Annotated in this window: 27 protein-coding genes and 1 pseudogene; 4 read left to right on the top strand and 24 right to left on the bottom strand. The window is 35.0% G+C overall.

Features of this window, described 5'->3' with window-relative positions:
• Window positions 1-13: 13 nt before the first annotated feature.
• From ACRPLQ_RS04765 to manA, 3 genes are all read right to left on the bottom strand, one after another.
• On the bottom strand, window positions 14-283 hold the full coding sequence (locus tag ACRPLQ_RS04765; RefSeq protein ID WP_221817685.1) for a sugar nucleotide-binding protein: 270 nt from the start codon (window positions 281-283) through the stop codon (window positions 14-16).
• Between the two features lie 355 nt (window positions 284-638).
• Window positions 639-848 carry a sugar phosphate nucleotidyltransferase gene (locus ACRPLQ_RS04760; RefSeq protein ID WP_221817686.1) on the bottom strand — a complete coding sequence of 70 codons (210 nt, stop codon included), beginning with the start codon at window positions 846-848 and terminating at the stop codon, window positions 639-641.
• A 136-nt stretch (window positions 849-984) separates the two neighbouring features.
• A complete protein-coding gene (gene manA / locus ACRPLQ_RS04755) occupies window positions 985-1,950 on the bottom strand; it encodes a mannose-6-phosphate isomerase, class I (protein WP_260506424.1) in 966 nt (321 codons plus the stop codon).
• A gap of 509 nt (window positions 1,951-2,459) precedes the next feature.
• Between manA and ACRPLQ_RS04750 the strand changes: the two are divergent.
• Window positions 2,460-2,732, top strand: a pseudogene (locus tag ACRPLQ_RS04750) (nucleoside transporter C-terminal domain-containing protein); the annotation flags it as partial.
• A 52-nt stretch (window positions 2,733-2,784) separates the two neighbouring features.
• Here the strand turns inward: ACRPLQ_RS04750 and ACRPLQ_RS04745 are convergent.
• The 3 genes from ACRPLQ_RS04745 to ACRPLQ_RS04735 form a co-directional block, all read right to left on the bottom strand.
• Entirely contained in the window at window positions 2,785-3,105 is a 321-nt protein-coding gene (locus tag ACRPLQ_RS04745) for a hypothetical protein (protein ID WP_165636324.1), read from the bottom strand.
• A 79-nt stretch (window positions 3,106-3,184) separates the two neighbouring features.
• Window positions 3,185-4,033: a sialate O-acetylesterase gene (locus tag ACRPLQ_RS04740; RefSeq protein ID WP_165636323.1), complete on the bottom strand. Its 849-nt coding sequence runs from the start codon at window positions 4,031-4,033 to the stop codon at window positions 3,185-3,187.
• Between the two features lie 91 nt (window positions 4,034-4,124).
• Window positions 4,125-4,352 carry a hypothetical protein gene (locus ACRPLQ_RS04735; RefSeq protein WP_251439580.1) on the bottom strand — a complete coding sequence of 76 codons (228 nt, stop codon included), beginning with the start codon at window positions 4,350-4,352 and terminating at the stop codon, window positions 4,125-4,127.
• Between the two features lie 501 nt (window positions 4,353-4,853).
• Here ACRPLQ_RS04735 and ACRPLQ_RS04730 point away from each other — a divergent pair.
• The gene (locus ACRPLQ_RS04730; protein WP_014458940.1) at window positions 4,854-5,042 is read left to right on the top strand and encodes a hypothetical protein; all 189 of its coding nucleotides are present in this window, start codon (window positions 4,854-4,856) and stop codon (window positions 5,040-5,042) included.
• Window positions 5,043-5,304: 262 nt separating this feature from the next.
• On the opposite strand, the gene ACRPLQ_RS04725 is transcribed toward ACRPLQ_RS04730, so the two are convergent.
• The 11 genes from ACRPLQ_RS04725 to ACRPLQ_RS04675 form a co-directional block, all read right to left on the bottom strand.
• A complete protein-coding gene (locus ACRPLQ_RS04725; protein ID WP_108674815.1) occupies window positions 5,305-5,790 on the bottom strand; it encodes a tetratricopeptide repeat protein in 486 nt (161 codons plus the stop codon).
• Window positions 5,791-5,913: 123 nt separating this feature from the next.
• Window positions 5,914-6,207 (bottom strand): RNA polymerase alpha subunit C-terminal domain-containing protein, encoded by a 294-nt coding sequence (locus ACRPLQ_RS04720; protein ID WP_098999708.1) that lies wholly within the window; start codon window positions 6,205-6,207, stop codon window positions 5,914-5,916.
• A gap of 163 nt (window positions 6,208-6,370) precedes the next feature.
• Window positions 6,371-7,078 carry a DNA alkylation repair protein gene (locus ACRPLQ_RS04715; protein ID WP_432235737.1) on the bottom strand — a complete coding sequence of 236 codons (708 nt, stop codon included), beginning with the start codon at window positions 7,076-7,078 and terminating at the stop codon, window positions 6,371-6,373.
• Between the two features lie 40 nt (window positions 7,079-7,118).
• Window positions 7,119-7,490: an iron chaperone gene (locus ACRPLQ_RS04710; RefSeq protein WP_098999706.1), complete on the bottom strand. Its 372-nt coding sequence runs from the start codon at window positions 7,488-7,490 to the stop codon at window positions 7,119-7,121.
• 121 nt (window positions 7,491-7,611) lie between these two features.
• Entirely contained in the window at window positions 7,612-8,205 is a 594-nt protein-coding gene (locus ACRPLQ_RS04705; RefSeq protein ID WP_034267152.1) for a YdeI/OmpD-associated family protein, read from the bottom strand.
• A 163-nt stretch (window positions 8,206-8,368) separates the two neighbouring features.
• A complete protein-coding gene (locus ACRPLQ_RS04700; RefSeq protein WP_226313303.1) occupies window positions 8,369-8,536 on the bottom strand; it encodes a hypothetical protein in 168 nt (55 codons plus the stop codon).
• Window positions 8,529-8,936, bottom strand: a complete 408-nt coding sequence (locus ACRPLQ_RS04695) for a MepB family protein (protein WP_108674818.1) — start codon at window positions 8,934-8,936, stop codon at window positions 8,529-8,531. Before ACRPLQ_RS04695 ends, ACRPLQ_RS04700 begins: the two co-directional genes overlap by 8 nt.
• A gap of 77 nt (window positions 8,937-9,013) precedes the next feature.
• Window positions 9,014-9,448 carry an SMI1/KNR4 family protein gene (locus ACRPLQ_RS04690; protein ID WP_108674819.1) on the bottom strand — a complete coding sequence of 145 codons (435 nt, stop codon included), beginning with the start codon at window positions 9,446-9,448 and terminating at the stop codon, window positions 9,014-9,016.
• 249 nt (window positions 9,449-9,697) lie between these two features.
• The gene (locus ACRPLQ_RS04685) at window positions 9,698-10,201 is read right to left on the bottom strand and encodes a MepB family protein (RefSeq protein WP_367076947.1); all 504 of its coding nucleotides are present in this window, start codon (window positions 10,199-10,201) and stop codon (window positions 9,698-9,700) included.
• A gap of 199 nt (window positions 10,202-10,400) precedes the next feature.
• Window positions 10,401-10,862, bottom strand: a complete 462-nt coding sequence (locus tag ACRPLQ_RS04680; protein WP_432235736.1) for a hypothetical protein — start codon at window positions 10,860-10,862, stop codon at window positions 10,401-10,403.
• Window positions 10,863-11,045: 183 nt separating this feature from the next.
• On the bottom strand, window positions 11,046-11,351 hold the full coding sequence (locus tag ACRPLQ_RS04675; RefSeq protein WP_064471965.1) for a hypothetical protein: 306 nt from the start codon (window positions 11,349-11,351) through the stop codon (window positions 11,046-11,048).
• A gap of 546 nt (window positions 11,352-11,897) precedes the next feature.
• Here ACRPLQ_RS04675 and ACRPLQ_RS04670 point away from each other — a divergent pair.
• Window positions 11,898-12,806, top strand: coding sequence for a DMT family transporter (locus tag ACRPLQ_RS04670; protein ID WP_432235735.1), 909 nt, complete (start codon window positions 11,898-11,900; stop codon window positions 12,804-12,806).
• Window positions 12,807-13,024: 218 nt separating this feature from the next.
• Here the strand turns inward: ACRPLQ_RS04670 and ACRPLQ_RS04665 are convergent, their stop codons facing one another.
• The 3 genes from ACRPLQ_RS04665 to ACRPLQ_RS04655 are packed head-to-tail and all read right to left on the bottom strand — an operon-like array spanning window position 13,025 to window position 15,438.
• Window positions 13,025-13,816 (bottom strand): amidohydrolase family protein, encoded by a 792-nt coding sequence (locus ACRPLQ_RS04665; protein ID WP_165636311.1) that lies wholly within the window; start codon window positions 13,814-13,816, stop codon window positions 13,025-13,027.
• The gene (locus tag ACRPLQ_RS04660; RefSeq protein WP_165636310.1) at window positions 13,806-14,213 is read right to left on the bottom strand and encodes a carboxymuconolactone decarboxylase family protein; all 408 of its coding nucleotides are present in this window, start codon (window positions 14,211-14,213) and stop codon (window positions 13,806-13,808) included. Before ACRPLQ_RS04660 ends, ACRPLQ_RS04665 begins: the two co-directional genes overlap by 11 nt.
• Before the next feature lie 37 nt (window positions 14,214-14,250).
• Complete coding sequence (locus tag ACRPLQ_RS04655) at window positions 14,251-15,438, bottom strand: MFS transporter (RefSeq protein ID WP_432235734.1); 1,188 nt, start codon at window positions 15,436-15,438, stop codon at window positions 14,251-14,253.
• A 104-nt stretch (window positions 15,439-15,542) separates the two neighbouring features.
• Here ACRPLQ_RS04655 and ACRPLQ_RS04650 point away from each other — a divergent pair, with 104 nt between their 5' ends.
• Complete coding sequence (locus tag ACRPLQ_RS04650) at window positions 15,543-16,376, top strand: helix-turn-helix transcriptional regulator (protein WP_432235733.1); 834 nt, start codon at window positions 15,543-15,545, stop codon at window positions 16,374-16,376.
• A gap of 602 nt (window positions 16,377-16,978) precedes the next feature.
• Here ACRPLQ_RS04650 and ACRPLQ_RS04645 read toward each other — a convergent pair.
• The 4 genes from ACRPLQ_RS04645 to ACRPLQ_RS04630 all read right to left on the bottom strand — a co-directional run bounded on the left by ACRPLQ_RS04645 (window position 16,979) and on the right by ACRPLQ_RS04630 (window position 21,235).
• Window positions 16,979-18,307, bottom strand: coding sequence for an MFS transporter (locus ACRPLQ_RS04645; RefSeq protein ID WP_432235732.1), 1,329 nt, complete (start codon window positions 18,305-18,307; stop codon window positions 16,979-16,981).
• Window positions 18,308-18,514: 207 nt separating this feature from the next.
• Complete coding sequence (locus tag ACRPLQ_RS04640) at window positions 18,515-19,597, bottom strand: amidohydrolase family protein (protein WP_432235731.1); 1,083 nt, start codon at window positions 19,595-19,597, stop codon at window positions 18,515-18,517.
• A gap of 46 nt (window positions 19,598-19,643) precedes the next feature.
• A complete protein-coding gene (locus ACRPLQ_RS04635) occupies window positions 19,644-20,534 on the bottom strand; it encodes a prephenate dehydrogenase/arogenate dehydrogenase family protein (RefSeq protein WP_432235730.1) in 891 nt (296 codons plus the stop codon).
• A 20-nt stretch (window positions 20,535-20,554) separates the two neighbouring features.
• On the bottom strand, window positions 20,555-21,235 hold the full coding sequence (locus ACRPLQ_RS04630; protein WP_432235729.1) for an RraA family protein: 681 nt from the start codon (window positions 21,233-21,235) through the stop codon (window positions 20,555-20,557).
• Window positions 21,236-21,480 lie beyond the last annotated feature (245 nt).

Raw genomic sequence — 21,480 nt, 5'->3', positions numbered from 1 at the left:
TTGTGCAATCATCTTAAATAGTTAATAACTCAATTTTACTTAATACAAAACATTTGTGGACAATTTGAATAGCCGATAGCTGCATTTTTTCACAAGCATCTGCAGCTGTACAAACAGCGCAGCGGCTAACAATTTCCCGCTTATAAACTTTATTTAAAACTGATTTAAAAGAAGTAATGTCTAATACCTTTCTAGAAATAGCGAGCCCATTGGCTCTCTTCTTCCAATTAACTGCGAAATTTTTCCCGAGCCGCCCATCTCCTCTAGTAACCAAGACCTTCATACTATAATATATCCCCTATTTTTATTGCTTCTTTTACCCATAGGCGTAATTTACATGCCGCTCAATTTTTTAGTTCCTATCTTCTATAAATATAATCAACTTTTTGATTTCGCCAAGCGTTTCAAGAATAGTTTTCATAACTTCTAAGTTCGTTTTCTCATTACTACTGTCAAAGCTATAGATATCTCCAGGCTCCCCTCTTCCCGATCGCACAGAACTGAAAATATACTTAAAAACAGATGAATCATATATATTCCTACAACATATAAGTTAGGTTTAGGTGGAATAGGCTTACCTCATCTCCAATTCCATTAGGTCACTCTTGGAGAAGGAAAAACAAATTAACTCCGAGATGCTACCCATTTCCAAGGGTTTCACTAAACATTTCAAGATCAGCTTTATTTATCAATAATAATACATCAGTGATTTCAGCTTCCCTTAATTTTTTATCGGCCATAGAATAGAGCATTGAATAAGATCCCACCGAAAGAAGGTGTTTATTTATAACAGTAGTTAACGCTCTGAACCACGTACCCACTCCTTCTGCAAGAATAATTCTTTTCAAATTAAGACGCCTCATTATAGTAATCTCTACTCTATATGTTTGGAAGAAAAGTCAGGTATAGAAGAACCTTATAACCTTTTTACGGAACTTAGACGGTCTGGTATACCTTAATTTCTTATTAAAGATTAATTTATGTTTATGGATTCGGATTCACCGAGGGATGTGATACGATAAGTTGAACATTGCCGACAATAATAAAATCTTCTATTTTATAGGGTAAAATAAAATGATCTCCTTTACGGATTACATATTCTTGTTCTGCCATTTTAATGCTTCCTTTGCCTTTAATGACACTAGCAAGCATAAAGGGTTGATCTTGTTTTACTTTAAGTTGATTAAAAATGTCCCATTTATAAAGAGTGAAATAATCACATTGTATAAAAGTGATTATATTTGCCGCCCCTGTTTTAGTAATAATAGGCTCAACATCTGTATCTACATGCGGAATAGTTATAACGTCAATTGCTTTTTCCATATGTAGCTTACGTAGGCTTCCATTTTCATTAAGCCGATCGTAATCATAAACACGATAAGTTGTATCGGAGTTTTGTTGTGTTTCTAATAAAAGAGTTCCTTTACATATTGCATGAAGTACCCCGCTTGGAATATGAAAAAAATCTCCTGGCTTAATCTTAATACGGCGTAACAATTGAGACCACTGTCTATTCTTGACTTTTTCAACAAACTCTTGTTTAGTTTGTGCATGATGTCCAATAATGATTTCAGCATCCTTCTCACAATCAATAATATACCAACATTCAGTTTTACCTAGTTCTCCATTCTCATATTTATTTGCATAATCATCATTTGGGTGGACTTGAATCGACAAGTCATCATTCGCATCTATAATTTTTGTTAACAAAGGAAATTGGTTATTTTTAAGGTGACCAAATAGATGCCGATGCTTGCTCCATAATTGACTAAGTGTTAATTGTTGATACTTTCCTCTTTTGATAATGCTCTGCCCATGGGGATGTGCTGATATTGCCCAGCATTCTCCGGTTAGTGAAGAGGGAATTAGATAATTATATTCTTCTTCTAATTTCCTCCCTCCCCATATACGTTCTTGGAACATTGGTTGTAAAAAAATTGGCTCTCTCAACGTTAACGAAACTCCCTTCGAAACCGCAGAATTGAAGCTACCGTAAAATTAGATAAGATTATGGGCTATTCTCGTTTTCTTTTAATGTATGAAGAAAATTTCATTTTAATAATGGTATGAGTACATATTTCTTTTCAGAAAATAAAAGTCGTGAATCAGGACAAGCTAATTCATCAAATTTTTTTACCAGCTCTAATACAAATTTCTTCTCTATTGGTAGTACATCTTTAATAACTGACGCCTCACCAAGTTCATATTCATTTATAATAAATTTTTCAATAGTAGCATTATCCTTATGGAAAGGAATAAACTTATCTAGTAAATCCTTCGTTTCTCTTTAGAAATAAAAGTTCATTCTTACAGGTTTTTTTCTCTTGAGATATCTTTCTCTTTAATTATGTGTCTAACAATAGATGAGCAATTTGCTGTATAATCGTTCCTTTAATTTCTCAAACTAGATCATTTAACTTTGCATTTGTTGAATCATCAAAGTGAACTACGTCTTAAACGGCGTAATGGGAACAAAAGTAGTAGCAAACGAATTCGTTGCCATGCTTGACTTCCAAAAAATGATGCCTCACCTTTCTGAAAAAACAGTCGGTATCGTATCAGCTTACTTAATCTCATTTGCAAACTTCAGCTCAATTGGTATCGTTCTTGGTACGATCCAAGCAATCAACGGCGAACAAGCTTCACGCGTTGCGAAGTTTGGCTTGAAGATGCTGTTAGTGGCAACAATGGGATCGATTTTAACAGGTATTATGGTTGGATTGTTTATTTAATGAGAAAGCACTCACTTGTGGTGAGTGCTTTTTTAGCATTTTCTATCTGTTTTTAATCCATATCTACAATAGAAGTAACGCGGTAGTTATCATTGTAGCTGACGTTTACTACGTATTGCTTAGAGTTATCTTCTTTCACCTTCCCCGTTACCTCTATATAATCAAAACCATGGTCCGCAAAATCTGCTTTTTCCACCACCAGGTCTTTATGTCTTTTTTCTTTAAAATATGTAACGGCTGCCTGCTCCGCCTTATGGAACATTTGATCATTTTGTTTTTGCCCCATTTGTTTTTCTTTAGAATGGTTCATGTACATTCCTGCGCCTACGACTAGGAGTATAAGAGCTGCACAAAAAATGAGAGCTTTTTTCATTGCTTTTCTCCTTTTTAGCAATACTGCAAGCTTTCTGTTGGATTTATTCTGTAATCTGTCTCAACCTTTTAATTCTGCTTTACTTACTTTCATTAATAGTAGAGATATTAATAGAAAACTCCTCAAAACTTACTTGTCCCAAGGCAAGCTTCATACTTTCAACAAATATACGTTCATTTTTAGTTAGTTCACGCTTTGCGTCCTTTTCAATCCATTCATTCTCAACGTCCAAAACATCTAAAACATGCTTTTGTTTTGAAAAAGCCTCATAGTATCTTAATCCAAACTTTCTTTGAGAGACGGCATCAATATGAATGCCATCTGGATTTGCTGTTAAGCCTTTTGATGTTACAAAATAACAATTTTTTTCAGCATGGGCAACTTTAGATAATATCTGATTTATTTGTTTATATTCTACAGCGCTTTTTCCAAATCCGACTTCTCCAAGGTAATGTCCCAACTCACCGATAACAATCGGGATATCTGGTGCATTCAATTCTTCTCTCAAGTGTTTAAATAATGAGAGCAATTTATCTCCATACGTCTTATAACGTTCTCCGTAACTGTCGCTTTCTCCTTGATGCCATAGAATTCCCACTAACTCACTTGTTTCCATTGCGAATTTTGCTTCAGAAATCGCGTGTCTGGTTAATAGTCCGTCAATTGTCCACTCATCAATTGAGCTTCCTCCCTCGGCACATGGTATTAACCCAATGGACTCGCCCGGATGATCCTCTGTCCAAGCTTGAGCAAAAGAAGGTGCCGGCCCAACGCCAGATATGTGACGATCAAAATTAAGTGGTTCTGCCATCGTTTGCCATCTACCGTTTCGTAACATATGTATATGCTCATTATAAATCGGCGGTACATCCTCAATAAATCCTCTGCCTGCCATATTTGATTGTCCAATTAATAAGATAGATTTCATAGAAATACCTTCTTTCTCTTCCATGTTGATCACTTTTTTCTAATTTGCTCGTGCTTATACTTATAGAATTAGTTACACTCTCATATATAGCTTAATTGATGGTTTCAAGAGCTTGTTTCAAATAATCCATTTCAGAGGTTATATCATCTATCTGTTGGTTTAACTGACTTACTTTATTAAGAGTATTCCGTGCATCCAATAAATTGATTTCTAACATCAAACGGCTTGCTTCACTCTCAAGCTTCAATCTCTTTGCAAATAATACCTCGTGCTTTTTTATAATTTCCGATTTTAAATTTTCACTATTGTTTTCTTCCATACTTCTACCTCACTAACTTGTAATAACAGTATTTTATTGAAATGTAAATTTCCCTATATAATTTAATAATTACCTACAGGGAGGTTTATAACATGGTTAAAATCCCCTTTTTCACCTACAGGAAAACCGCATTTACATAAGAGAAATAATAGGAACCAATTAAAATAAATTCCATTATTCGCTTTCCTTGGATGGCGTTCATAAGTTTTTAGTGTTGGCATTTAAATACATACTGAACGTTCAGAAGCTCCCCTAACTGTCAAAAATAAATGAATTATTCCAAAATAAGGGAAAAACGAAATCATTTTGTTTTTTTTGCAGGAAAAGAAAGCTCAGTATATAAAGATAACAGTATACATCAAAAAGTGTTGAGAAAATGTTATGATCATTTTCTATCAGCACGAGATCCATAATTCGAGAAAAGAGCTTATATTAGTCCGTGTCTTAAGTATGCCTATTATATAGAATGGGTTACTTAGTAAATAAGGGAAGGTGATTTATATGTTAGGGGAAGAAGATTTAAAAGTAAATTGTATATCAGCTGCTATAGGTTTACTAATCCAACATAATATCATCACTCACCAGGAACTGGACAAACTAACTAAAACAAATTATCACGTTTTTTATCATTTTCTCATGGATAAGCTAATTGAAGAAGAGTTTAGTAAGGATAGGGTTGTACAAACATAAGTGCTTCAACAAAAAAAGAAGCGCAAGATCCAAAGCAGGAATCTCCTATTTCAAACGTAATTCGTATAGGGCTCCTTACATATTAGACATATATAATATGTAAGGGCTTTCTTGTTCAACAAAGCCTCCTATAGTTTAAATGTATTTCTTCACAGTCTATCATTTTAAAAGTCATTTTATCAAAGGAAGCCTGCCAATATTGTTACAAAAAAGTCCTCTCCTCGTTTCAGGAAAAGAACTTATATGCAGTGAATTTTACAAGCTACTTCCAAGTCTGATCAAGTTTATCTGAATAGAAATGTAAGGCTTTTTTATAACTTAGTATTTCATTGTCATTTGTTGTATTTAGTAAGCATTTCAGTAGCAGTTCCATCGCTTTGCTATGCTCTTTTAAATTGTATAAGGTCATGGAATAAAACACTTTAATTACGTGATTATCTGGGAATAATTCCATTCCTTTTAAAAATGTCTTTTTTGATTTTTCATACTCCCCCAAGGCTCTATACGTGCTGCCCAATCCCACTATTGCCCCTTCCATATCCTTAGAAGGTAATCCTATCTTTATGGCATTTTCGTAAAAGGGCACTGCCTTTTCTTCTTCTCCTAATACGTCAAAGCTCCAAGCACATTGATAGTTATATAAAGCATTGTCTGGAAATTCCTTAACTAATTCACTTAGCAATTCGTTAGATTCTTTGTGATTTCCATTCTTTCGTAACGCTAATGCTTTATCTAGTTTGTTATTCATTATCTAAATCTCCAGCCCTTCTTTTTCCCACTATTTATCTCTTAACATCCTTCCATATCCAGAAATCCAGCGTATTTGTACACTTTATCTAGATCTATTTCTTGCTTTAACTATCCTTAATGTTTAATTTTTAAAGACTAACCCATTGTTCTGCAAAGCTTCTCTAAGTTTAGGTAAAGAAGCCGGCCCTATACCGTGAAATTGTAATATCTCTTTTTCACTAAATGTTGATAGCTGCTGCAAAGAAGTTATCCCGTTGTTTTCCAGTGCTCGTCTTGCTGGTGCTGATAGCATGGAAAGAAATCCATCTTCAGGTTTGCGTTCTTGCTCACAGGTTGGGCAGGTCGGACAACTACTGCTTTTATAATATTTGTGTCCTTTATGACAGATTCTTAGGTTTCCTTTTTGGGTTTTCATTTTTAACCTCTCCTTTTCTCAAGAATTTTTTTAGCTTTTATCCCCTGCCACTTCTTCAATGGATGGTTTATGAAGGAACAAAACATCATACGTATAGTAAACTCATTATCATTAAATACTTATCAGTCTCGTTTTAGATAGTGCAGTTCCATTACAAATCATGCTAACACCTCACATGTTTGCGTTTGAAACCAATCCGTCCTCTATCTATATCCTTTTGAATGTTTTCGGAAGCAAGAAGAATACTACTTTTTTTCTTATCCTTCTTAACTTCGACTGGACCTACTGTCTTTGCAGTTTCAAGGGCCTTTTCATGAAGTGGCAAATATGAAACACCGACTGTATAGATAAAATTATTCATAGCCGATTTCGTTCGATCTGGAGAATCGTGAATCGTATTTTTCACTTGATTAAGCATATCAGCAATCTTGCTTGTGCTAAATTCATCGTCAGGACGATTACCCAAAAGCCAGCAGTAGCAACTCCAACCTGCCGACATTTTAAGTTCTTCACCGCTTGCCACCCATCTATCAGCAACAGCTTGCGCAAAATCGGTTTCTGACAAAGTTACTGCAACTACATAATCGGATAGCATGTAGAAATACGCTTTATCAATCCAACGCTCAAAATCCTCCGCAGTCATCTCTGTTGGGTCTGCAATGATACCAGCAAAATACATAGCATCATAATTGCCAGACGCATAAAGCTGCTCGGCCAAAGCCTGATTTTTCTTGATTTTCTTTGCAAGCGGCTTCATTTTTCCTGTTGCTACTCCAAAAAGTGGATCGTGTGCACCATTGTTTATGTAAGTCTTTTTAATTCGTTCCGTACCAAGCGCTTCAAGTTCTTTCATAACCATTTCAAAATCCATCTTTCTATACCCTCCTTCTTCTCCGTTCATAATCTACTCTTTATTTCCGCCAAAAAGTTGAACAGTCTTTCTTATCTAACATATTAAACTCGATTATTTTCTTAAGTAATTCATAGTTTACTGGCTCAGTCCATAAAATTCGAAACAGACCTTTGGTAGCGCTGTATCCAGCCTGGGTGATGTCATGATTAAAGTGCGCCATGCCTGTTTCTTCAGGTGAAACGCTCAAATGATGTTTCGCTGAGGCAAAGCCGATGATAAATGTTCCATGATCAGTAAACATTGGAGTATTCCATTTAATTTGTGGTTCCAAATTCGGGAAAGTATTAGCAATCCAAGCCAAAACCTCCTCTGTTCGGTGACGGTGGTCAGGGCTATCTATACGCGCTAAATATTCTGCAAAAACTTCCATAGCATCTTCTCCTCAAATAAATTTTTTTAATCTACTCTACTTTTATACAAATCAAACATCAATCGTTCATTTAACCTTATTTCATTTTTACCTCAAATACATTAACGATTTATAAAATGTACTAATCATTTAATCCTTTTCCATTAAGAATGTTCGGAATGCATTTTTCAACCCTTGATGCTCGAGTCTTAGATTGTTTGGCCGCAGAAAAATGAAGAATATATGCTCTTTGCCGTCCTGGAGTCAATGTAGTAAAAGCATCTTTTAGAGCAGGTATTTCATCAAATTTATGCTGTAGCTCTTCAGGAATAATGAGTTCTTCAGGCTTTTTAGCTTTGACTTTTAATCCGGCTTTTTCCACCTCGATGGCCTCATAAATATAAGCTTTTAAGATGGCTTCCTTTTCAGCTATTTCTTGCACATTGGTAAACCGAATTTGTCGTGCCCCTTGTACATTCTCCGTTTGTTGAATTAGAATACCATGAGAATCTTGTAACAGAGAACCTTTAGGAAACAGCAACGCACAGTATTCTTTAAATCCATGTATTAAAACAATGTTTTTTTTCTCAAACGTATAACAAGGATTCATCCACTTAAAATCTTCGGTCAACTCACAATCAAGAACAATCTTTCTCAACGTCTCATATTCTTCTTTCCACTTTTTAGCTTTAGTTAAAAATTCATCAACCTTAGGATTCATTTTGCTATTTGTCATCAAGGAACACTCCTATTCAATTTTTTAATCTGTCGCTCTCGCAATGATATAGTCAACCTTCAATTCATTTAATGGTGTTACTATTCTTCAAATGCAAGAAATGCCCTTCTTCAATTGACTTGATAGTTATAAAAATTATAAACATTTTAAGTATGTTTGCTCATTATACAAAGCGAACATCGATTAGTTCACTTAACTGCATGTGATCCATGAAAATAAATAAATTACTAAGAGCATCAACAAACTGAATGAATCCTGTCTCTGTTATACATTGACTTCTCTTATAGTACGTAAAGTACACTTGTTTATTTGTATGTAAGGCTTTAATCATTGCGACTCTCGAAGTATAGCTTTAATAATTTTTGATGGAGCAAATTATTCGTATAGTTCGTCTCAACAAAATATTCTAATTGCCATTTCTGTGTTTCCATAGCTTGTTTGCTAGTTGGTGTATCCCATATCGGGTACACTCTAATTGCCATCTTGCCTTTTGTGGTAGCCGTTTTAAGAATTTTTTGTTTTAAAAGAACTTCTTTTGGAAAAATGAATTGTCCAAATCTATTTGTACTAGTGAAGGTATTAATAACTAATAGATCGGTAGCTTTTTCATACGAAAAGGCTTGGTTTTTATGAGTCGCATCTTTTTCCCAAAAGGATACAAACTGCCCTACCTTGTTAGGGATAGTTTTCGCCACCCTAAATCGTACATATTGACCTTGTTTGTTAAACACAATACCCTCTAATTAATCACAGTATGGTTATACCGGCTGATCCAGTCCATGTTGCTGGCTCTTCTCTAAAGGTGAAATTAGCCCTCTTCCCACCAATCATTTTCAATAGCATTGTTAATCTCTTCTAATAAATATTCATAAAAGTTGTCTGCAACTAGATAAACACCCTTTTCAAAGGCGCTCCAATTTACAACAGGACATTCATTGTTAATCATTTTTTCTGTATCTAAGCAATAAGAATATTCATCACAGTGTTGAATAATAATGTATGCTTTAGGGAGGTCAGAGGATTTAAAACGGTTATGATAATACAAAATATCTTTGCAACCATTAACTTCAAGTCCATCGCCTCCACTACCATACTCTTTTAGAAACCAGCGATAGCTCTCTGGAAATTTCACATTCAGCTTTTCTTCGGTATCTTGAATTATTTCCTCATTTTCTTTATAGAAATTATCTTCTTGACTATATTGTTCAATTAATTCTCTGATTTTTTTACGATACAATTCCATTTGCACTTCTCCCTTTTTATTACTGGACTTGAGTCAATAAATGTATGTTAGCCTTACACGATTCTTACATCAGCAAGTTCACTTAAACTCATTTTATTTTTCAATTCAAATACTCCATTGATAAAAATAAATCGACCCCCTAAGGAATCCATAAACTGCATGAATCCTGCCTCTGTTACGCATTGATCCTGCTTATAATATGTAAGGTACACTTGTTAATTCGTATGTAGGGCTTCGATCGTTACCCTTCTAGGAGTATAGCTTTAATAATTTTTGGCGGGGCAAATTGTTCGCATCATTTATCTCAACAAAATATTCTAATTGCCATTTCTGTGTTTCCATAGCTTGTTTGCTAGTTGGTGTATCCCATATCGGGTACACTCTAATTGCCATCTTACCTTTTGTGGTAGCCGTTTTAAGAATTTTTTGTTTTAAAAGAATTTCTTTTGGAAAAATGAACTGTCCAAATCTATTTGTACTAGTGAAGGTATTAATAACTAATAGATCGGTAGCTTTTCCATCCGAAAAGGCCTGGTTTTTATGAGTCGCATCTTTTTCCCAAAAGGATACAAACTGTCCTACCTTATTAGGTGTAGTTTTCGCCACCCTAAATCGTACAGATTTTGAATTTAACTGAAAGATACCAGCGCCATAATCTGAATTTTGAGCTTCTTCTCGAATAGCTTTTATAACGAAGTGATGGGGTTCATAAAAGTTCTTTTTTACATAGGTTAACGCCTCATAAAATTTCATTGTTTTTACCCCTTATGTTTATAGCCTTCTTCAATTAATAATAAGTGGTTTGTATTTCTTTCCTCGAAATTGCGTTTTAATATCTTAAATATTTCAAAATGTTATAGCAAAGCTATCCTTGCCTTATAACACCTCTTGATCCATTAAGCGTTGCTATCCTCTTAATATAGTTAATGTGCTACATATTAACCCCATTTTTTTACTTTTGTTCGCGATCTCTTTCTATTACTGAAATACTTGGAGGTTCAGTTGAAACCACATCAATTATATGATTCAAAGCATGTATTCCATAGTGTTTAAATGGGCCAGGGTGTATATCGTCAGCTATGGTACCAACTTCGATAAAATCTAGATATCTGGACTTTGAATAAACTGCAAAAGCGCCTCCTCTATACATTTCATATTCATCTATTACAGTAAAACTTTCGTTTCTAACAGAGTATGCAATGTACCAATCAAATGTAAGTCGAATTATAGGAAGTGCGTAATCCACATCAATAGAGGCATACGAAGAAGAAGTGCTTTCTCCTGTTATCTCTTCAGTTACATTTCCACTAATTTTGCAACGTTCAATATCCACTATTAACGCGTTATCCTCAGGTTCAAATATAGAGTTTAAATAAATACAGCCTTGATATTGAAGCAGTTTAGAGTAATTCATAAAGCCCTCCTTTTTTAAACTAAAGCATCGAGTGAGTCCAATAACAAGTAAAAAAGCGTTCATTCTTGGATTACATCTATTCAAAAACCTCTAACTTTAAATGAATAAGCAAAAAAATGACGTGTTATTAGTTCGCGGCAAGATTGTCTAAACTTTAGAAAAGTATAGGCAGGAAGTTAGGATTTATTTTATCTTGAATATGATCTTTCTATGATCCTGCTTTATACGTTTCAAGCGCAGCTCTATTTTTCTATCTAACATTTTATGTGCGGTTTGGAAAGTTACACATATGAACAGTAAGATAATAGCAATAATTATAGCGTCTGGCACTTGGAAGCAAAAACATAATACTGCTAAAAGAAAGGATATAGTACAAGTAAAGTTGATTATCCATTTTTTATTTCTATGAGCTTGAAGACTTTTTTCAAGCAGCTGCTTTTGTCCTTCTTCCCTTTTTATATCTTCTGAATTATTGAGTGTAGAGTTCAATGTTATTTCTCCTTAGAAAACTAATTTTATATAATTTGTATATTAGTTACCTTTTCCCTTTAAGATGATAGTATAATTGGATGTTCTTAAAGAGAAAGCCAAATTTAATTAATCGTTTTGGCAAGCGCGTAGGCTTCTTTCGCGCTGATTATAATATCCTCCAACAAGCTCATTTTCTCCTCTTCTTCAACGTTTGCATTTAATATAGAAAAAAACAAAGCAAAGAATGCCTTCATGTCGATACATATAATGACTCTGTTTGGTAGCTGCTCATAATCGATCCAAAGAACCTATCAAAAAGAACATTCGTTCCCTACATTATACACGAACAAACGTTCTCTTTTCAATAAAAACTCTAAAGTTTTCCGAATTATTCCTATGAATAACGTCGAATTTATTATTTTATAAAAAAAAGAAATACCTTATATACCTAGAGAAAGATATCGAGATAACGAAAAAAACATGAGAAAATGTTCTACAAAGCAAAATTTCGCAATGAAATAATCAACAAAATTTGCCATAATAAGTGAAGTAAGGAGGTGTATTATGTTTCGATTGTATGGAGCCTTAATTGGGCTTAGTTTCATTTGGGGTTTATCTTTTGTATTTATGAAGTGGCTGCTTCCCTCAGCTGGAATATGGGGAATTGTGTTTTTTCGTTGTCTAGCAGGTGCAATCATCTTGCTCCCTTTTCTATGGTGGAAGCGTAGAAAAGTTAAAGAGAAACTACCCTGGAAGGCGTTGATTGTTGTTGGTATATTTAACTGTGGCTTGGCGTGGGGATTAATTTCCTTAAGCGAAACTGAGATAAACAGTACAACCGCCTCCATTCTAAATGCGACCACTCCAATCTGGACAGGTCTTATCGGATTTATTCTTTTTTCTTATCGACTTACCGGACGTCAGTGGATCGGTATTCTTATCGGTTTTTTCGGGATACTCGTCCTTATGGATTTTCAATTTGGTCAGATTTTCGGGAAAGGGTTTGTCGGAATTGGAACAATGCTTGTTGCTTGTATCTGCTATGGGCTTGCTGGGCAGTTAACAAAGCGGTTTTTGTCTAGCGTGAGCGTATTAACTATAACAACCTTCACCTTACTAACAGGTGCTATCATCGGTTTAATTGGAATGTTGTTTACTGAACCATTCAAATCAGATTTGTTGATTCATCCACTTCCGCTTCTGGCAATTGTGGGTCTCGGCTGTTTTGGCTCAGGATTGGGTCAGTTAATCTATTTTTATATCAATAAAAATGGTGGCCCTGAATTAGCAGCGACGGTTACTTACCTGATCCCTGCCTCGGCCATGGTCTGGGGTTATTTACTACTGGGAGAGACAATTACTCCAAACGTAATCGTTGGACTACTTATTATCTTTACTGGCGTTTATCTTTCATCTAGGAAATCAAAAGGTAAAACTCCGCATGTCACTCTCGTTAGCAATAAACAAAATTGAGTAAGTAGATTTTGTAATGTGAGTCTTTAAAATTATCTCCGAGAGACGAATTAAGAAACTGAAAGACTACAGAACATGGTATATTTAAAATAGAATTCTAGAATTCGGTTTAAAAGGCAGCTCTTTGGCTGCCTTTTTTTATTTTAAGCCAGAAGATAATTTTAAAGTTCACTGATAGCTATCCCGTACAACACAACATCAAACAAAAAACGCTGAATTTATATATGAAGCAGATTCGAGATATTCCCGCCTAACACTCTGTCTGCAACTTCTCTACTGGATGTATGACGCTTAACGGCCTGTAGATTTAAATATGGATCTCCATATGGAAAATCTGAACTAAATAACGTTCTTTCAGGTATCTCTTTTATAGCCAAAGACAAGGCGTATGTTGTATAAAATGCAGATATATCTAAGTAAGCATTTTTAGTGTCTTTTATCATTTCTATCGTTTGTAGCCAATGAATTCCGCCCATATGCCCGTATATCACCGGCACATTTTCATATTTTTGAGTGAGAAGAAATAACTCCTGGATATCCTTTAAGTTCAAAGGATGAAAAGTATGTACCCAGATAGGCAAAGACGTATAGTCACTTGCTGCTTTAAATATAGGTTCTAACAATGGAATTTGACCTGTACCAAGAGTAAATTCTCCGAGACCTTTCATCTTTTGCTCTTTAACAAGTTTCTCTACCCAGTCGTTTAAGGTGATATCACCCGGAGAATAAGAAAGAGGAACTGAACCAAATCCTACAAACCTATTTGGATATTGGTTAATCGCATCGCTTACTTCTTCTAGCGCATTTAACCGTGCTCGTACGGGATTCACATCGTTATTGAGAATTTGATTTAGTTTGTTCATTTCAGCTGTAAATTCTTTAACGTTGCTGCTTTTTTCTGGATGAACAAGAGTAGAAAACAATACGGTTTTATCTATTCCACTGTCATCCATCATTTTAATATGTTTCTCTATAGGCAAAACCACATGTGCGTGACTATCAATAATCATTTTGTTTCTCCTTTTCATTTCTTTCGTAAAAGACTTCATTGGCAACTGTTAACATCGTATTTAAAGCTACAGGGAATCCAGCATAAATAACCATCTGTAACATTGCTTCTAGAATTTCTTCCTGTGTCCACCCAACATTCAACGCCCCGTTCAGATAAAATTTCAGCTGTTCCGTATTACCTAATGCAGTTAGGCCAGCCACTGCAGCAAGAAGGCGTGACTTTAAGTCTAAACCTGGTCTCGAGAAAATTTGTCCGTAATTAAACTCTACAGCTAGCATTCCTAAATCAGGGAGAGCTGACTGTTCAAAGCCTACCATTATATCCTCATAATTCTCTGGATCAATCTTAGCTAATATATCTAATCCTCGATGAAAGTTATCTGTATGTGTTCCCATTACATATTACTTCCTTTCTTATTCATTAAATTCCCTATCATTTTTTAGGAATGTTCATTGGAATTAAAGAACAAAAGCTAATGACTATCATCAGTATGGCTATGGCACACACTCCATGCCACTCCCATTTACTCCATGCAAGTAAACCAACATAAGACCCTAGGGACCCGCCTAAAAATGTGGAAACCATATATAATCCATTTAATCGACTTCTTTTCTCTTCTCCTAATTGGAAAATAGTAAACTGACAGGCAACTTGGTTCGCTTGAGTCCCTACCGTTATAAGGAGAGCTCCTAAAATTAATCCAGGTAACCAGTATCCTCCCCGTATAAGACCTATAAACGCAAATAAAGATATGGACATACACAAAAGACTTGCAAACTTTGCCCCTTTTGTATCAATTAAACGTCCAATAATAGGCGTAGCAAACGCTCCCGCTATCCCGACTAACCCTATTACCCCTACCATGTCACTTCCATACGAATAGGAATGTGTATGTAATAAAAAGACAAGCGTGGTCCAAAATGTGCTAAAAGAAGCAAACATCATTCCCTGACTTACACATGCTTGTTGCAAGGCTCTTTCTTTTATAAATAACGGACCTAACGACATGAGTAAGTGTTTATAACTGGTCGCATTTCCTCCTTTACTTTTTGGAAAATAGATATAAACTAACAAAATCATAAAAAGTGTAGCTACAGCGGACGTCCAATACACCATTCGCCATCCAAAATGTACATCAATAAAACCACTAATAAGTCGAGCGCCTAAAATACCACAAACTAATCCAATGGCGACATTCCCTAAAATTTTTCCTCGATTATGATCTGAAGCGATATTTGCAGCCAGCGGAACAATAATTTGAGGAACAACCGTTACAATTCCCAATGCTAAACTTGTAACCATCATCCACGTTTTGTTGATAGATAAAGCGTTTAAAGCGAGAACGATACATATAGCGAATAATAAAAACAAAATCATTTTTTTTCGTTCAAAGATGTCTCCTAACGGTACTATCAAAAGATTTCCTAGTGCGTATCCAATTTGAGCTAAAGTAGCTATAATGCCTATGCTAGCCGCTGAAACATGAAAACTGGCGGACATGCTTACTAAAAGAGTTTGGTTCAAGTAGACGTTAGCCACTGAAAACCCACAAACTGTAGCCATTAAAAGAACTAATCCTTTTGATATATCAGACGTCTTTTCGCTATCTTTTACTATCATCTGTTTCACCTCCCTTACCTAGATCATAAAATAAGGATTATAATGGTAATAGGAGTCTAGTTATACTAGTAGTAAAAGTATTACCTACACAAAGGAGTAAAATCATGGTAAGCGATAAAGAAAGAAGAAAAGAATTAGGGGATTTTCTAAAGATAAGACGAGAACGATTGTCTCCAAAAGATTTTAACCTGCCTATTGGACCGAGAAGAAGAGCTAAAGGATTACGTAGAGAAGAAGTGTCTCAACTAGCAGGAGTCGGCATAACTTGGTATACGTGGCTGGAACAAGGACGAGATATACAAGTATCTTCCGAAGTATTAGAAGCCATATCCCGTATTTTTAAATTAAACAAAGAAGAAATGGAGCATTTATTCTTACTAGGCAATCAGCCCCTTCCATCTGCAACCATGCAGAATGAAAGAGAAAATATAGATCGTGTCGTAAAAAATCTATTAAGCCAATTAGCTCATTGCCCTGCCTATGTAACAGACGAAAAACTTAATATCGTAGACTGGAATAAAGCTGCTGTAATGGTATTTGGAGACTTTAACGAGATGGACGAGCGAAACCGCAATGCAGTGTGGCGCTGCTTCACTTCCCAAGAATATCAAAACCTTTTTCAAAATTGGGAAGATCATGCCCAACGACTAATTGCCCAATTCCGCCTAGCTTACACGCGCTTCGTCGGAGATGAGTGGTTTAAAGCTATGATTAGTGAACTTAGCGAGAAAAGCCCTCAGTTTTACAAGTGGTGGTCTAATCATGAAGTTTTAGGCACACCTTGTGGAAAAAAGACCATTATTCACCCTGTGGCAGGAAAAATGATTATGGATCATATTACGCTCCAAGTGTATGATGCACCTGAATTAAAAGTGACTGTTTATCAGCCTCGTCAGGAAAACGAAACAGAAGAAAAGATGGAACAGTTACTGAGGTAATAGTAGTTATATATTAATGGTCTTAATTATTAAAAACCTATGTACTTCTGGCAAGCACATAGGCTTTTTCTTTTTGAGTTAACATAAGTTTGATTATCGGTAGCCAATAAACTTTTTAAATGTTAAATTTTAAGTTTAACACTGACTTTAAGCTCTATCATTAAATACAAATTAATATAAAATAAAAAGGATTATATTAAGAAGATTTAATAAATCAATTTTTATGGGTTGTAGTTTTAGCGTTTGTAACTATTAGCGACCAATAGCATATTTTCCCGACTACAACTAATTTATTGTAACCCATTGCTTTAGGTAAAGTGGCATAAGTTAGTTCCATTATCAAGATATTAACTAGTAAGGTTTTTGAAAGTATTAAAAATGGTTTTGACAGTAGAAAATGTCGGAAAAAATTTTCCTTTTTTGCAAGTTATTATATGTTTCTTCGGCCTCTTTTTCTGTTTTGAATTCGAATATGGTAATATTATTTTCTCTTGAATAAGCATTTATTATAGTAACCATCCACATGAAAAAACACTCCAGTTCAAAGATTATCTCCACTTTTATACTATAGATACTCCAGACATGTTCTTTGAATTTTTAAGTTAGATTTTCCCTATTTCCTTCTGACTCTTTAAAGCAATTATCTTTTTATCAAACTTCATAGCTAATACTAATATAAAAGCTATAATTAAAATAATACTTAAGAAGATTAAACCAGATTGCATGTTTCCTGTAGAATCTTTTAACCATCCAACTGCATAAGGGCCAACAAAACCTCCTAGATTTCCAATCGAATTAATTATTGCAATCCCAACAGCTGCTGTGGCTGGACTTAATATCATAGTTGGCAATGACCAAAAAGGACCTTTAAAACAATACATTGCTGCCAATGAAGTTGTTATTAAAATCATCGCAATAAATGGATTAGATACCATCCCTACACTAAATAACGTTAAACCAGATACGAGTAACGGTAAAGCTGTGTGTACACGTCTTTCGCCAGTACGGTCCGAACGCCTTGACCAGTAGTTCATTACTATTGAAGCAATAATGTAAGGAATTGTAGCAATGAATCCAATCTGTGTGTTTGTTAAGTAGCTCGACAATCCTTTAATAATTTGGGGCATCCAATAACCAACGCCTAGTGTGCCTGCAGTATATACAAAGTAAATTAAAGAGAGGTGCCACAGTTTAGGATCAGTCAAGGCTGTCTTATGACTAGAGGTTTGTTGGCCTTTCTTTTCTCTTAGCTCCTCGTCTTTTCTTAATTCTGAAATCAACCAATTTTTTTCTTCATCTGTTAACCACTTTGCTTGTTCTGGTCGGTCTGTTAAGTAGAAATATGTTACAAATCCTAAAACAACAGCAGGGGCCCCTTCTATAATAAACATCCAACGCCATCCAGGTACATTCATCCAATGAATATGATCCATAATTAGAGTAGAAACGGGAGCTCCAATAATATAAGAAACTGCGATTGCTGTCATAAACATCGCAATTGTACTTGCTCTTTCCTTAGCTCGAAACCAATAAGTAAGATATAGAATAACACCAGGAAATAAACCTGCTTCTGCTACTCCAAGAAAGAATCTAATAATATAAAGTTGATTAGCACTCTGAGCAAACCCGGTTGCCATAGAGATAATTCCCCAAGTAATGAGAATTCTAGTAATCCAAACTCTTGCCCCAAATTTTTGCATTAAAATATTACTTGGTACTTCAAAGATAAAATAACCAATAAAAAAAATACCTGTAACGAGACCAAACATTTTACTTGTTAGTCCTAGTGCTTCATTCATTTCCAATGCTGCATATCCTACATTTGCCCTGTCTAGATAAGAAATAATATAGAGTAAAAATAGAAAAGGGATAATTCTTTGTGTTACCTTTCGAATTGTCTTCTTTTCGAAATTCAATTGAGAATTTTCCATTGAAATTCCTCCTTTTAAAATAATAAAAAGAAATTTTAATAGCGCTTACATTTGTTTTGAAAATAAAGAGATACTCTTATGGTTCTGTAAGATGTGTAAGAGTATCTCCGTTTATCCTTCTGTTTTCTCCTCAATACAGCCAGCAAAATTAACTAAATCAAGTCTAATAATAAAACTTTTTGTGATAGTGTCAAAAAACGTTTATTTTTAATTGAGAATGCTCTCAATGCTTGGTATACCGTTAAATATTAAATGTTTTGGTTGATAATTAATGTTACCTAACACGGTTCCTCCATCTACATCGGGAAAAGCAGTCTCAGTGGAAGCAGAATCTAGAACCACAAGGTTTTTTGGAGTAGAAGTAAAATTATCAATTCCTAACAATTTAGGAGCTGTTACCAGAACTGCTCTAAAAGCTTCATCTAGAGACAGTCCACCTACAATCATTTTAGAAATTATGTAGCTCATGTTATAAACAGGGTATTCTCCCCATGACGCGCTTGTTAAATCTGTACTGATAGTATCTGGTTTAATTCCCTCAGCTAAGCATTTATAAAAAACATCCCAATTAAAGTGTTTTCTACCGTGGCCGATATCTAATAATATTCCTCTTTCCACTGCAGCTAGAAATTCTTTTTTTACCTTTCCAGCAGTATTTAACACGTTTCCATTCCTTCCTTGAAATGGATGAGTTAGAATGTCCCCTTTATTCAAATATTGTGTTACCTCTTCAATATCTAGTTTCGTTCCAGTTAAATGAACCATCATTCGTAAATCGGTTCGATCGGCTGCTTTTCTTGCTAAGCGTAATAAAGATCGGTCAGTAGTTTCGTCCACCTGGCCTAAGCGAATCTTAATTCCTAATAAACTATCTTCAGCTGAAGATGCAACTTCCACAATTCGATCCAACGAAATGTTTTCAGGCTTGGTCGGATTAGGGTTGGGGTGATTAGTTAGCCCTTCTGGTAAGGCTGATAACCAAGAACGCACTGTTAACGGGCTGTTTTCCCAGTAACGATTTGCCTCTTCCCATCCGTCATAACCAAAAGTACCTGCGTCCCCAACTGTAGTTACTCCTGAGGAGAGATATTGTTTATCTGTAACACCAATCTCTGCTCCAGGCGCCCATAAATGACAATGAAAATCTACTAGTCCTGGTAAAATTACACTAGATTCAGATAAATGAATATCCCTATCATCCTCATGAGTAACTGTTATACTTGTAGACTTATTTGGAATGAACCCTTTTTCTGACCAAATAGAACCGCCTTGAAAATTCCATACTCCCATGCAAATACACCCCTTAACTTAATATTAATATAATAGATGAGTTTATTTAATTGTTTACAGTAACATCTTCTTTACATGCCTTGATAACATCCAACCAATGGTCTGGCTTTTGTCCTTTAAACTTTTCTTTTAAATTAAATGAAGCCAATGTTTCTAGCTTACTTTTTGCTGCTTTAGACATAACAGAATCTAAATTAGAAGCCTCTAGCATTTGAATAGAACCGTCTAACTCAATTGATCTTCTTAATGCATGTATAGACGTTCCGGTTACTAATCGGTTCATTGTTTCTCTAAAGCTCTTGCTATCAAGAGTTTCACTAATAGAATCTAAGACTAATTGTTCTACATTAAATTCATGAGAAGCTTCTAATAACTCTAGATAAAGAGCAACTACACCTTTCATATAAATGCTGCGGATTAGTTTTACAGCAGAAGCATCACCAGGTTTTTCACTTACTTTAGTTATGTTCATACCGTAAGGATTCATTAAGGATATTAATCGATCTACACCATTTCCACTTGCTGAAATGGGAACCTTATGTTTATATACCGGCAAGGGACCTAGCATTGCGGCATCCACAAAGAATGCATTCTTCTCTCGTATATTTATATCAATTTTTTGTTTTATGATGGGAGTGGAAGCTGATACATCTACATAGATACAACCTTTCTTTATAAATGGTTTTAGCATCTCACTAACTTCAAGTGCTTTATCTGCGGGTACTGCTACCATTACTATATCTACTTGTTTTAAAACTTCTTGAGGTCTACAAAGAAGCTCCACTTGAGCTTGAGCAGCCCGTTCTTTAATTTGTGGACCAAATGTAGGATGGTCTATCATAACATCATGAGCAAAAGTGGTTTCTAGCCCTTCGCCTTTTAGACCAACTGACAACTCAAAGGCTGCCTCTCCAAATCCAATAAAACCCAATTTCATTTTAAACCTCTCCCTTCTGTTTATAATCCATATACTTTCATTTGTTCTCTTAACCATGAAGGCTGAATGTTGCCTCCAACTTCACCTTTCAGACGTGCTTTTTCAAATGCTTCAATCGTTTCTAAACGTGTTTTTTCATACTCTAATTTTTTTTCAGCTTTAGAAAGAACCTCTTCAATTTTTGCTTTTGGAACTACAACAACCCCGTCATCATCACCTATAATTAGATCTCCTGGAATAACGGCTACACCTCCACAAGAAATAGGTTTATGTAATTCACCTGGACCGTCTTTTAGAGGGCCATTTGGAATAAACCCTTTTGAAAAAATAGGGAAATCTGATTGACTAAGCGTCTCCTTATCACGAACTGCCCCGTCTATAATAATGCCCTCTATTCCCATAGATTTAGCTGCAGCTGCCATTAATTCTCCGAGATAAGCATTTGCGGTATGCCCCTTCCCATCAGCAACTAATACATAACCTTCTGTCCCGTCATAGATCGCCTGATGAAGAAATAAGTTATCTCCAGGTCTTAAACTTACAGTTAGAGCAGTTCCAACTACCTTCATTCCTGTAGATACAGGCTTAATTTTATAATCCATTGAGCCTGTACACCCCATTGCATCGGATATAAGAGTTGTGTTAAGAAATTTTGCTCTCTTAATAATGTCTTCAGATAATACTGGTGCTAAATTACTCACTGATATACACTCCTCTTCGATTTTAATATATTCTAATCAATGCTCTACTCAGGATAACGCTTACAAAATTAAAGTAATAAAAATTACTACATTTTTCATATAAGTAATATTTATTACTATAATCTTAAATGTATCTTATCACCGGTACCTAATAAAGTAAATCTATTTTTATAAATAAAGCACAGGAAAAACATATCCTAAGCTTTATTACTTAGAAGAAACATTTTTACATAAAAAATCAAACA

This window comes from Priestia sp. TRN 1309 (genome assembly GCF_050846875.1).
Classification (GTDB): Bacteria; Bacillota; Bacilli; order Bacillales; family Bacillaceae_H; genus Priestia; species Priestia zanthoxyli.
Note: the sequence above shows the minus strand (reverse complement) of the source record. Positions and strands in the feature narration are given on the sequence as shown.